This window comes from Veillonella sp. T11011-6, from assembly GCF_002959755.1.
In the GTDB taxonomy this organism is placed as follows: Bacteria; Bacillota; Negativicutes; order Veillonellales; family Veillonellaceae; genus Veillonella.
Genome location: NZ_PPCW01000005.1, coordinates 396,453 through 409,590, shown reverse-complemented (window position 1 = coordinate 409,590; position 13,138 = coordinate 396,453). Strand labels below are relative to the sequence as shown.

General features: G+C 36.9%; 13 protein-coding genes. All 13 read right to left on the bottom strand.

The annotated features are described in order from the left end of the window. Window positions 1-8: 8 nt before the first annotated feature. The 13 genes from rapZ to VRHSUH10_RS09220 all read right to left on the bottom strand — a co-directional run bounded on the left by rapZ (window position 9) and on the right by VRHSUH10_RS09220 (window position 13,133). The gene (gene rapZ / locus VRHSUH10_RS09280; RefSeq protein WP_105086205.1) at window positions 9-923 is read right to left on the bottom strand and encodes an RNase adapter RapZ; all 915 of its coding nucleotides are present in this window, start codon (window positions 921-923) and stop codon (window positions 9-11) included. Window positions 924-935: 12 nt separating this feature from the next. Continuing rightward, window positions 936-1,748: a Cof-type HAD-IIB family hydrolase gene (locus VRHSUH10_RS09275; RefSeq protein ID WP_105086204.1), complete on the bottom strand. Its 813-nt coding sequence runs from the start codon at window positions 1,746-1,748 to the stop codon at window positions 936-938. Between the two features lie 288 nt (window positions 1,749-2,036). After that, the gene (locus tag VRHSUH10_RS09270) at window positions 2,037-3,248 is read right to left on the bottom strand and encodes a putative porin (protein ID WP_105090310.1); all 1,212 of its coding nucleotides are present in this window, start codon (window positions 3,246-3,248) and stop codon (window positions 2,037-2,039) included. Window positions 3,249-3,857: 609 nt separating this feature from the next. Next, window positions 3,858-5,120, bottom strand: a complete 1,263-nt coding sequence (locus VRHSUH10_RS09265; RefSeq protein ID WP_105090309.1) for an S-layer homology domain-containing protein — start codon at window positions 5,118-5,120, stop codon at window positions 3,858-3,860. Between the two features lie 611 nt (window positions 5,121-5,731). Next, the gene (lepB, locus tag VRHSUH10_RS09260; RefSeq protein WP_105090308.1) at window positions 5,732-6,304 is read right to left on the bottom strand and encodes a signal peptidase I; all 573 of its coding nucleotides are present in this window, start codon (window positions 6,302-6,304) and stop codon (window positions 5,732-5,734) included. Between the two features lie 9 nt (window positions 6,305-6,313). After that, window positions 6,314-7,183, bottom strand: coding sequence for a YitT family protein (locus VRHSUH10_RS09255; protein ID WP_105090307.1), 870 nt, complete (start codon window positions 7,181-7,183; stop codon window positions 6,314-6,316). Beyond that, window positions 7,173-7,700, bottom strand: a complete 528-nt coding sequence (locus VRHSUH10_RS09250) for a hypothetical protein (protein WP_105086200.1) — start codon at window positions 7,698-7,700, stop codon at window positions 7,173-7,175. Before VRHSUH10_RS09250 ends, VRHSUH10_RS09255 begins: the two co-directional genes overlap by 11 nt. Before the next feature lie 114 nt (window positions 7,701-7,814). Beyond that, entirely contained in the window at window positions 7,815-9,029 is a 1,215-nt protein-coding gene (locus VRHSUH10_RS09245) for a DUF3084 domain-containing protein (RefSeq protein WP_105086199.1), read from the bottom strand. 83 nt (window positions 9,030-9,112) lie between these two features. Next, entirely contained in the window at window positions 9,113-10,204 is a 1,092-nt protein-coding gene (locus VRHSUH10_RS09240; RefSeq protein WP_105086198.1) for an LptF/LptG family permease, read from the bottom strand. Window positions 10,205-10,213: 9 nt separating this feature from the next. Further along, complete coding sequence (gene lptB / locus VRHSUH10_RS09235) at window positions 10,214-10,933, bottom strand: LPS export ABC transporter ATP-binding protein (protein WP_105086197.1); 720 nt, start codon at window positions 10,931-10,933, stop codon at window positions 10,214-10,216. Between the two features lie 9 nt (window positions 10,934-10,942). Next, complete coding sequence (locus VRHSUH10_RS09230; protein ID WP_105086196.1) at window positions 10,943-11,665, bottom strand: LptA/OstA family protein; 723 nt, start codon at window positions 11,663-11,665, stop codon at window positions 10,943-10,945. Window positions 11,666-11,677: 12 nt separating this feature from the next. After that, window positions 11,678-12,214 carry an LPS export ABC transporter periplasmic protein LptC gene (gene lptC / locus VRHSUH10_RS09225; protein ID WP_105086195.1) on the bottom strand — a complete coding sequence of 179 codons (537 nt, stop codon included), beginning with the start codon at window positions 12,212-12,214 and terminating at the stop codon, window positions 11,678-11,680. Further along, the gene (locus VRHSUH10_RS09220; protein WP_105086194.1) at window positions 12,204-13,133 is read right to left on the bottom strand and encodes a lysophospholipid acyltransferase family protein; all 930 of its coding nucleotides are present in this window, start codon (window positions 13,131-13,133) and stop codon (window positions 12,204-12,206) included. Before VRHSUH10_RS09220 ends, lptC begins: the two co-directional genes overlap by 11 nt. Window positions 13,134-13,138 lie beyond the last annotated feature (5 nt).

Below are 13,138 nucleotides of genomic sequence, written 5' to 3'. Positions count from 1 at the left end.
ACCCCTATCTAGTTACCAAATGTTTTAATTTCATGAGGATTATAATCTTCTTCTACATTATTTTTCATCATATCTCGATGTTCTACAGAAACGCGATAGCCGTTTTCTAATAGATGCGAATATAATGCTTCTGCCATAGCCACAGATCGATGCATACCACCTGTACAGCCTACAGCAACGATAAATTGAGACTTCCCTTCTTGTTCATAATTAGGCACAAGAAAATCAATGGTATCAAAATAACGCTTTTTAAATTCCTCTGTAACTTCAAAAGAATGAATATATTCATTTACAGCTTTCACACGACCTGTTTTATGACGGAAATCTGGAATGTAGAATGGGTTTGGTAAAAATCGAACATCCCAAACCATATCCGCATCCAATGGTAATCCATATTTAAAGCCAAAGCTTACAACTGTAATAGACATGCCATGTCCTTCGTCAACTTGAGTGAATCGAGTTTTTAAATACTCTTTGAGGCTCGCAGTTTTCATATTCGTTGTATCAATAATGAAGTCTGCTTTATGTCGTACAGAATTTAATATCTGACGTTCTTCTTTCAAACCTGTAGTGATCATCCCATCTGGAGCCAGTGGATGGCTGCGACGACTTTCTTTATATCGTCTAATTAACGTCTCATCTGTAGCATCCATAAAGACAATTTCATAATCTACCTTCATTTCTCTTAATGTTTCAAGAGATGATGAAAGGGCTTCAAAGAATTCACCACCGCGAATATCTACAACTAAAGCTACACGGTTTGTACGTTCTCCACCTTGTCGACAAATTTCACTTAGCTTAGGAATCAGTATAGGAGGAATATTATCAATACATAGATAGCCCATATCCTCTAATGCTTGTAGAACCTGAGTTTTGCCGGCACCAGACATGCCTGTAACAATTAATAAACGAAATGCTTCCATAGTTTTACTCCATTATAAAAGATTCTTTTCTATCCAGTGAGCTACACCATCTTCATTATGATGACCACATACTTCATTAGCCACAGATTTTACATGTTCTGTTGCATTTGAAACAGCTACCGAATATCCCGTTTCACTTAACATAGAAATATCGTTCTCTGCATTTCCAAAGGAAACTATATTTTCAAGACTAAGATTATTATCTAAAGCTAATTGAGCTAATGCACGCCCTTTTGATACATTCGGTGCAGTGATTTCGAGGAAATCTCGTTGACTACGCACTAATGTAACTTGATTACCAACTAATGGGGTCAAGATATCAATAATTCTATCGATTCCTTCTTCTGTATCGATAGCAATGAGCTTATTGGGTTCTGAAGAAAGTGTATAAATTGTATCACCTAAAAACTCAGCTACAGCCCCTGTTTGCTGTTCATAATGATCGGATTGCCAATTTTTATGATGACACAGTAAATGATCATCTACGTACGATTGTATATGCCAACTATATTGTTGACCGAGTTGAAAAACACGATATACGACATCTATAGGAACAGTTTGTTCAAATAGCTTATATCCCGTTTCTAACTCCTGGATTAAACCACCAGAGAACAGTATCATAGGAACATTACCAAGTTGTAATGCTAATCCAATTGGTTTTGCCGTTTGATACATGCGTCCAGTTGCAATTGTTATACCAATTCCCTTCTGCTGCAAGCGATGCAATACATCAACTGTATACGCAGAAACTGTATTATCACTTCGAACTAACGTCTCATCACAATCGATGGCTACCATTTTTATATGAGAAAAAGAAGGATTCATTCTTACCTCCTTCACAAGAAAATCTAATACTCTTTATTATACCATTTATAATACTTATATAGATAGAAATATACAGTAATCCTCTATCAAAAATATTTTACTTCTCCCAGTAACAGAGCTTATAAATCACAAAATAAAAGATAAGTATTATTTGTATATAAGTTGATCTTTAATTATCAAAATTGCATAATAAAAGGCATTCTATATCAATTTGTTATAGGAATCTATAGATTATTCATAAAAAAAGAGACTCCCGAAGGAGTCCCTTTTATATGGTTAACTATCAAATTAGAATTTGTAGTTAAGGTCTGCACGGTAGAAGTCGTTAAGATCAGCACCGTCTTGAGTTTTCCAGTCGAAACCGTAGTTAGCGGACAAGCCAACGTTGTTTTGCAATGCATAGTTAACGGAAGCCATCCAACCTTTAGCATTTGTAGTGTAAAGGTGGTTGTAAGTAGTATCAACGATAGGAGCGTTAGCTTTAGCGTTGAAGTATTGGCCTTTAACATCCCAAGAACCTTTTTTAGCGATGTTGTAGTCGCCAAAGCCAAGACCTGCAGTCCAAGCTTGAGATTCATCAACGTGGGAGTCTTTCAACCATTCGCCACCAACCCAAACTTTGTCGAAGTTAGCATCAGCGTTGAAGCCGTAGATATTTTTGTAACCATTAGTGCTATCTTGGTTTACACGATCGTAGAAACCACCAACCATAGTGTGTTTACCTACTTTACCTTTTAAGCCAAGGTAAGTGTTAGTTACGTTTTGGTCTTTAGTTAAGCCAGCTGCTTCGCCGGATACCATGTAACCGTAAGCTGCTTGAGCCATAATTTTGTCGTTACCAGCGTTCAATTGAGCACCGTCGAAAGTACCGTCAAATGCTAAACCGCCACCGATAATTTGGCCGAAACGACCAGCTTTCAAGGATACGCGTTCGCCGAATTTATGGTTTACATAAGCGCGATCGATTGTAGCATTGGAGTTACCACCGTTTTGGGAGTTACCCAATTCGAAGTTACCAGAAGTCAAACGAACAACTGCGTCAGTGCGATCGTTTACTTTTGCATTGAATTGTACACGAGCACGAGCGTCGAATTTGGATTTAGCATGTTCAGCATCTTGGTAACGAAGACGAGCATCACCAGTAACTTTTACGTTACCTACGCGGTCTTCCAAGCGAGCTACACGAACGCCCAAGTTGTTCAATTCGTTGGAGAATTCATCAGCCAAACGGTTGATCATAGCTTGTTGTTCAGCGTTAGCGCGGTCTTGGTTAGCCATAGCTTTAGCTACCATTTGAGCCATTTCGTAACGAGTGATGTTGTTTTGGCCTTTGAAAGTGCCATCTGGGTAACCATTAACGATACCAGCGTTTGCCAATTGGGAAACTGCTTGGTATGCCCAAGAATCTGGAGTTACATCGGAGAATGGGTTAGCTGCGAATGCAGTAGTTACACCCAAAACTGCTGTTGCTGCGAAAATTGCTGCGAATTGTTTTTTCATAGTTGAATTCCTTCTTTCTGAAAAAAATAGAAATATTAAATGTTACAAGTCATAACATTCACATTCTACTCTGTTCTTCAGATTAAGAATTTTTGGGAGTGTCCACGTTTCCTCGCCACATTCTACATCGAAGTTCTTCGTTTCATGTGTTTGTTACTTCTTGTAGGGTGATATTAGCACAACCTAATTTTCGTGTAAACCCTTTTTTCTCAATTTCATTCTCATTATAAAAATTTTATAATTTAAAATGACCCAAAATTCAGATTTTATCTGGTTTTATAAGGTCTATTTTTTTTCACTAAAAAAATCAAATTTATCTTTTTTCATACCAAATGAGATTTATTATCATATATATTATTAAGTTTTACTAATTAATGATACTATTATTAATTAGTATATACCCATTTTATGCATAAATGGTTCATAAACACCTCATACAATATATTGTGTGATAGATCTATATATATACTAATCAAATTAATTTTTAACGTTCACTATATATAGATTTATTTTACTATATATATACTATTATATACAAAAGAAAATATTACCGATTTATATGCAACAAAAAAAGACTTCCGAAGAAGTCTTTTTTTGTTTGTGAGGGAATTAGAATTTGTAATTTAATTCTGCACGGTAGAAATCGGAAAGATCGTTACCTTTTTGGTCTTTAGAGTTGAAACCATAACCAGCAGATAAGCCTACGTTATCTTGTACTGCGTAGTTTACGCTAGCCATGTAACCTTTGTAACCATTAGATGTATTTGTTAAGTCATATGCTTGGTCCCAAGTGGAGCTTACGATTGGAGCGTTAGCTTTTTGGTTGAAGTATTGACCTTTCACATCCCATGTACCTTTTTTAGCGATGTCGTAGTTACCATAACCAACACCAGCTGTCCAAGCTTGGGAATCATTTACGTTGGAAGCTTTTAACCATTCACCACCAACCCAAACTTTATCTTTACGGAAGTCTGCATTGAAGCCGTATACGTCTTGGCCATCAGAGCTTACTGTGGAACCGTTATGGTTCAAGTTACCGCTAGATAATTTAGAGTAGAAACCACCAACTGTGGATTCTTGACCAACTTTACCTTTAACACCTACATAAGCTACGGAAGGGTTATCGGATTTGGAGTTACCATCAGCAGCACCGGCCATCATGTAACCATAAGCACCTTGTACTTGAACTTTGTCATTACCTACGTTCAATTGAGCACCATCAAATGTATCATCGTACATTAAACCGCCACCAATTGTTTGTTGGAAACGACCACCTTTAGCAGATACTCTATTACCAAATTTGTGATCTACATAAGCACGATCAATTGTTGCATCAGCACCTTTTGTAGAATCACCGAATTCGTAATTACCTTTTACACGAACAACAGCTTCTGTTTTATCATTAACTTTACCGTTGAATTGAACACGTGCACGGCCATCTGTTAAGGATTTGCTGTTAGCTTTGTAAACGCCTTTATCTTCAGAGCCTTGGTAACGGATACGGGCATCACCAGTTACTTTTACATTACCTACGCGATCTTCCAAACGAGATACGCGTACGCCCAAGCTGTTCAACTCATTGGAGAACTCATCTGCCAAGCGGTTAATCATAGCTTGTTGTTCTGCATTAGCGCGATCTTGGTTAGCCATTGCTTTAGCTACCATTTGAGCCATTTCATAACGAGTGATGTTATTTTGGCCTTTGAAAGTACCATCTGGGTAACCATTAACGATACCAGATTGTGCTAGTTGGGATACAGCTTGGTATGCCCAGCTATCTGGAGTTACATCGGAGAATGGGTTAGCAGCGAATGCTGTTGTTACACCTAATACTGCTGTTGCTGCAAAAATTGTTGCGAATTGTTTTTTCATAATGAATTCCTTCTTTCTTATAAATAAGAATTTATAGTAACAGAAGACATTCACTGTATAAGTGGTATAACTATGAAAGATATATTAGGAGTGTCCACGTTTCCTCGACTATATTATCTATCACAGCCTCACCTCTTTATTAGTGGTGCCTTACTGTGATTAGAATATATCACCGTCCAAATTTTTTGTAAAGCATTTTATACAACTAAATTTGATGAAATATCTTTCATGAATAAAAATAAACCTATAAACATAGATTTCTCCTGTATTTCTCAAAATTAAATTTTGCACAATTTCATTTTATTTATCTAAAATTCATGTGTTTTAGATGATAAATCTATAACTTTTAATTACTAAAAATAATAAATTTTACATTATTTAATATATAACACTAATATATTAAACTAAAATATAATTATATTCCACTTTTCTATTATTAATATCTTTATTTTGTCTTTCTAATTTCTATTAGTAATAACCTTATTAATGCCATTCATCATATATTTTCGCTTAAATATGTCATTAATAATATTAAGCTATAAATACCCCCTTATTTAAATACAAAAAGCCTCTCTACAGTAATTACTACTATAGAGAGGCTTTTAGAAGCATTAAATTGCATAGGATACAAAACCTAGGACGTGATCAATGGGAACAGGACCAATGAACCGACTATCACTAGAATGATTTCGGTTATCTCCCATCACAAATACATGCCCTTCAGGAACTGTAACAGGTGTAGATCGTGTATAATTCATTATTGTATCTTTAGTATATGGTTCTTGTAATTGTTCACCATTTCGCCATACATGACCATCTTTAAATTCCAATACATCACCAGGAAGGCCAATCACGCGTTTTACCCAAACATCATTTGTTTGTGCCGCTTTATTAAATACCGACGCATAGTTCATCAATGGTTCTTCAACATCATCTAACCAAGTACGTGCACGATTAACACGACTATCAATGATTACAATTTGTCCATAATTTGGCATTTCATTCATAATATGATGCCACTTCGTTACGATTAAATATTGACCATTGTGTAATGTATCCTCCATTGATTCACCAGATACACGTGTTGGTTGAATCAAGAAAATATGGATAACCATAGCAATAATCAACGCTAGTACAATAGCATAAATCCAATCTAATATTTCTTTTACTATTTTATTACTCATATTAACCCCTTAATGACCATTTTTTGTAAATCTACCACCGAATACATCATGTACATCTTGAATAGTAATAAATGCCGATGGATCTACTTCATAAACAGTATTTTTTAACCTCATAATTTCAAGTCTTGTTACTACAGAATATAAAACATGCTTAGGTTGCTTTAAATAGCCCCCTTCACCATACATAATTGTAACACCACGATTGAGGTTCGCATTTAATGCATCTGCAAGATTCTTAGAGTTCTCTGCATCTGTAATAATCATTACCCCTTTAGATTCATCAAGGCCTGTAATTGTAATATCGATCATCTTATAAGCAATAAAATAAGCGATTAAGGAATACATAGCACTATTCCAACTATATACAAAACCTGCGGCACCGAGAATAATGAGATTCATGGCCATTACGATTTCACCAACGGAGAAGGTGGAACGTCTATCAAAGATGATTGCCACAATTTCAGAGCCATCTAAAGAACCACCATTACGTATAATGAGGCCTACCCCAATACCTAAAATGATACCACCAAAGATAGAACCTAAGAATGGATCTGTTGTGATAGGTGTAAAATCATGAGCAAAGGTAGAGAAAATTGCCATCCATACGATAGAAAATAGTGTAGAGAAAGTAAAGTTTTTGCCGTTAGCTCTATAGCCAATATATAAGAAAGGCAAGTTAAAGAGTACGACGAAAATACTAAAAGAAATTCCTGAAAGCTCTGCAGCCATCAAGGAAATACCAACTACACCACCATCGATGATACTATTCGGTACTAAAAATAAATCTAAGCCTATAGTATAAATTAGAGCCCCTAAGATCATCATTAAGCAACGCATAATAAAATTTGACCACTTATGCGTTGAAGCTTCATTTTTCATGCACTTCTCCTTTACCGTACAACTGCTCCATAGCATGTAGTCTCTTTTCTTCCAACTCACTAGAGTCCATCATATTATTTTGTATATCATTAGCAGTTTGGTTTAACTGTTTTGTATAACGTAAACCAATAACAAAAGCAGTCAAATCATCTACAGGCTCTGGTGGAAATTGCATAGACGTAGGGATAATCTTACGCCACCCTGTAGGTGAATTATATTGCCAATATAATTTTCGAGCCTCCTCAGTACTATGCGATTCATCAATTAAACTAGTAGTAATTCTGTGATTTCGTCCAATTTGTTGGAGAGATGGATATAAATATTTATGATTTGTACCATTTCCACATACCATATGAACAACACCATAATATTCAGTTAATATACGTTCAATTTCACCATTGAACTGTTTTGTCATAATAATTTTACGACATACCATAGTACCAGAAGGTGTTACAATTGCTACACCTGTTTTTTCATTGCCTGGATCTACAGCCAAAATGTACGTAGTATCAGTCATATTACTATCCTCATTTCTAATACAGCATTTATATTTTAACACAAAACGAAGGTCTTATGTAAAAATTTACATAAGACCTTCGTTTAAAGTATATAAACCAAAATACTATTCAATTTAATAAGCTGGCATTTTAGCCTTATCATTAAAAACAGGCATTTGAGTAATACGTAATTTAAGATGTACAGGACCAGATGAATATGTATCACCATCAACATACGCTTCCACATGAACCTTGCCATGCATTGTAGCAATACGACGAATAGCAGTAAACAAATCATCCCCTGGTATCGTTCCGATATCACCAGATAAGGAATCCGGAATAATCCCTTTCTCTCTTGCCTTTTCATTTACTTGCTTTAAGAATTGAAGCATAGCAGATTGAGCGTTAGGGCCACCATCCATTACAGCAGAATAGATTACTTCTCCATTTTTATAAATAAATTGTTGTGGGTAAACTTGAATAACTGCTACCGCTGGTTCACCAGCAATAATATTTCCAGCAGCAACCACTTGAACCACCATTGGAGTCTTTGCACTATTAAGCTTTTGTGTAGCTACCTCAATATTTTGACGATCTACATACACAACAGCCTGACCTTGATCTTCTATACCAAGACGACGTAATACCAATTTATTTGTATCATCAATAATATTTTTGATGGCTACATGGCTATCTTCTTCACTTAAACCAGGTCGAACAACAGCTTGAGCCAATAATTGATCAACTTGGAAAAGAATTGTACCTTCACGCAAATGAATAATGCCATTTTGCAACTGTTCCTGCGTTGTCTGTAAATCCTTAATATGAGCTTCCATCTTGGCTCTTGTAGCCTCTAAATCAGCTAATTTTTTAGATACTTCATCATATGAAGCTTGAAGTGTAGCTAACTCAGCTTCAGTCGCATCTTTAGCCGCTTGTGCACTAGCCAACTCAGCCTTAGTTGCATCAACCTCTTTACGAATTTGCTCTATTTCAGCCATTCGTTCTGCTAATTCTTGCTTATTTTGCTCAAGCAATGCTTGTCCTCGAATAAGCTCTTGCGTCTTAGCAGCTACCTCATCATTAAGTTGCTTCATATCTGCTCGTAACTGATCCATCCCAAAGAGCGCTGTTCGTACGCTTTGAGATGTAATAGTTAATACACCTACTGTAGCAGCAGCAACTAACAATCCCGTTACGATAGTAACAATAATCGATGTATGCTTAGGCCTTAATCCAAAGAGGGACATGCGACGCTTACCAACTTTGGTGCCTAACTTATCCCCCATGTAGGCAATAAGTCCACCCATAAGGGCGATAATAACTAATATTTTAACACCTACTAACATCGAGTCCCTCCTTTCATAAGATTACACAATTATTGGATGCGAAAATATGCTATTTCTTAAATCAAATTTATTTATATATCAGGTTACTTAGATACACGCCAATTTAAGTATAGGCCAGCAATAATGCCTAATGTATCTGGAATTAATGCAGCAAATACGGTTGGCAATGCACCACCTTTACCTAATGCACCAGCAAATGTCATCACACCATAATAAATAAAGATGATTAAAATACTGATACCAAAACCAATCGATGAGCTAGAACGTTGCTTTTGAAGACCTAATGGAGCACCTACAAGAGCAAATACAAAGCTAGCTAATGGAATTGTAAAACGTTGATACATTTCCATTTCTAGTTTATTGGCATTCGTATAAGCCGCCTTATACGCTTTAATTTGATGACGTAATTCTTTGATTGTTAATTCTTCTGGTTTACGTTGATCTTGTTGAATATCCTTTGGTGCAGACTTAATTGGCAAGGATTGCTCCTTGAACTTCATTGTACGTTCTACACCATCGCCAGCGGAAATATCATAAATGATACCATTTTGCATCACCCAATATTGACCATTCCAGATAGCAGTATCCGCATTTTCAACTTGTTGTAGTTTTCCACCTTCTCCAAACTGTTGCACCGTAATCATAGATAACTGTTTAGTTTCAGCATTATAGCTCTTAGCATACATCAATGTACCTAAATCATTACCATTCATTGTTTTCAAAACGATATGATTTTGTGTTTGAGGAGACGCATTTTTCATAATCTGCTCGCGCACAATCGTTTGATACATATTATTTGTACGTGGTACAACAAATTCATTAAATGCGACAGCCCCAATTGAGATGATAAGGGCAATAATGTATACAGGCATCGCTAAGCGTAAAAAGCTAAGACCACCGGCACGCATAACAACAATCTCACTAGTACTACTCAAACGACTAAAGGTCATAAGAGAAGCCAATAATACTGACATCGGGAATGTTAAGATAACAATACTTGGCAAGGCCAACACAAAAGCTTTCATAACAAGCACTAGCGGTGCCCCATATTCAGTAATATATTGAGCAATTCTAAACAATGTGCCTGTGCCAATAAAAATACTGGTAAAAGCAAATACCCCAAATAGGAACGGACCTACAAAGGCTTTTAATATATATTTATCTAATAATCTCATAGTCCCCTCCTATAATCTAAAGTTATCCCCTAAGTAATGCTCACGAGCGATTGGGTCGTTTGCAATTTCTTCAGGGGTGCCTTCTAGGAGGATCTTACCACTACTTAAAATATAAGCCTTATCTACAATCCCCAATGTTTCACGCACATTGTGATCTGTAATCAAGATACCAATACCGCGATTTTTTACATGTAAAATGATTTGTTGAATGTCAGCAACCGCGATAGGGTCGACGCCAGCAAAAGGTTCATCGAGAAGAATAAAATTCGGTTCTAACGCAAGACAACGAGCGATTTCTACACGACGGCGTTCACCACCAGATAGCTGCATCCCCATACGATCCCGAACATGACCAATATGAAATTCTTCAATGAGGGATTCCACTATAGCTTCAATTTCATCAGATTTCTTCGATGTTGTCTGTAACATTGCTCGAATATTATCCTCAACAGTCATAGAGCGAAAAATTGATGCTTCTTGCGGAAGATACCCAATACCTTCAGCAGCGCGTTTATACATTGGAATATTCGTAATATCCTTGCCATCAACGGTAATGATACCTGAACTAGGTCGTTCAATGCCAACAATCATATAGAATGATGTAGTTTTCCCTGCCCCATTAGGACCTAGGAGCCCAACGACTTGCCCCTTATCAACGCGTAGACTAACCCCGTCTACTACGTTGCGCCCGTTAAAGGTTTTGACTAAGTTTTTGGTTTCTATATACATATTTAATCCTTATTGATTTGGAACAATGATAAGCGTACTACGACCACCTAATGTTTCAGCAGAATCATCAGCAAGGCGAATCTTAAGCTCTGGTGCATTAAGTACATTACCGTTTTGAACAGCATGAGCAGAGCCAGATAAGAGTACAACTCCATCATTTTGATTTGGTGTTTGTGTATAGGTAGCTCGTTCTGCAGAACCAGATACATTTCGTTCTGGATTAGAGAATGTCACATCCCCTTGTGCTACTGCGCGAATTTCTTTTAGCCAACCTTCTACTTGATTACCTGTTAATGTAGTACCTTCTGCAATTAAACGAGCGTTGCCAGATACAAGGCCATATTCTGTATCTGTATTATATTCAACTTTATCGCCAAAAATTTGACGATCACTACGTTGTAAATGAACACCGCCATTAGCAGTAAATTTATTATTATTGTAGCTGTGCACTGATTGTGCAGACATAGCCATATCAGAACCAATCAAAGATACACCACCTTCAAGACTTGCTTCTTGAGTTTTTGTGTTGTACCAACCATTGGCACCAGTCATAGTTTTATCAGCTTGAGTAATAACAACATTACCGGTTGCATCAGCACGACCTGTATTGCCATCATAAGACAACGTATCAGCGCTAATAGTCAATGGGTCATTTGCAGCCCAAGCTGTAACAGATGCTGTCATGAGTACAGCCAAAATAGCCATACCAATCTGTTTTTTCTTATTCATCATATTTCCCCTCAATTACTTCTTCGTTAATTTTGCGTTGCCAATGGCTTTAATAATTTTCAAAGCCATATTACCTTCAAGCTTATCGCCTGTAATAGTTACATCCTTACTGTTATAAGTAAAAGCCGTCTTAGATGTCAACGTTTTCGTTTTGTTATCAAAGTGAAGGGCTTCTGTTTTAAATTCTGCACCTTCTGTATTGGTAGCTGTAACGCCTTGGTCGATATCAAGAGAATTGCGGTCCCCCGTCAATACAGCATGAGGAGCTGTAATAGTAGTGGTCACATCATCTTGATAGAAAAGACCCTTCAAATTAGTCAAAACGATGGCCTTTGTCCGTGGGTCATATTCAATCTTTTCAGCTGATAAGGCCCACACTAATTTGCCATCCTTTTCCTCTTGTAGGTCAGCACCTTGGAAATTAACGAGTTGACCATTCTGATTTTGAGTGGTACCCACATCACCAGAGTCTTTCATAATATATACGATAAGACCAATTAGAGCCAACACTATAACGGCCACTATGGCAATTAATTTTTTATTATTTTTCATGTGCCCTCTCCCGTGCAGCTATCTTCTTATCATAATCAATAATTTGATCCATCTTAGTCATCCAGCGATGTTGGAACCAAAGCCATTCATCTGGATGCTGGCGAATAAAGTCTTCAGTAACGCGTACACATTCCTCAGTTAGGCGATACATATCTGCATCTTCATCGCCAGTGTCAATATAATGCAATGCTGGTAAAATGTGAACAATATGCCCACCTTCAGCCTTGCGAGATGCAAAAATGGGAACTACGGGAGAACCAAATTTTTTCGCAAATGTAGCTGGCCCAATAACCGCTGAGGAGTCTTGACCTAAAAACGGAACTGGTAAACCATGTATATATCCATCTTGGTCAGCTAAGAAGCCAAGCAGTTTTTTCTTCTTTAAAGCCTTTGCAGCGGAAACGATTTCATTGCCACCACTAGCAAATACATCAAGTCCCACCATCTCACGATACTCATTCATGAGACGTGTAAATTGAGCATTCGGTTGTTTTTTAACAATTGTGGTAGATGGATATCCATGAGCCGCCATAGCAGCGCCCATCCATTCCCAATTGCCTACATGTCCAGTAAGAACAATAACGCCTTTATCTTCTGCGATGGCTTCTTCTAAATATTCGACACCACGCATTTCAATATGTTTATCGATAAAGGATTTTGTAAGGTTTGGCATGTACAATACTTCCATAACACTACGGCCAAGATTTTTAAATAACTTTTCAATTAATTGTTCTGCCTCTTGATCATTCATGTTCATGCCAATTTTTATGTTTTTTATACCTCTAAGTTTTTGCTTCTTCGCTATGAGACCATATACTGGTCCTAAACTAGCGCCTATGAGCAAAATGAGCTTATACGGCAGTCGGCAAACGAGCCAGCTAATGCCTTTAACTAAATGGTATTGCCATTCGTTATTCATTCTGC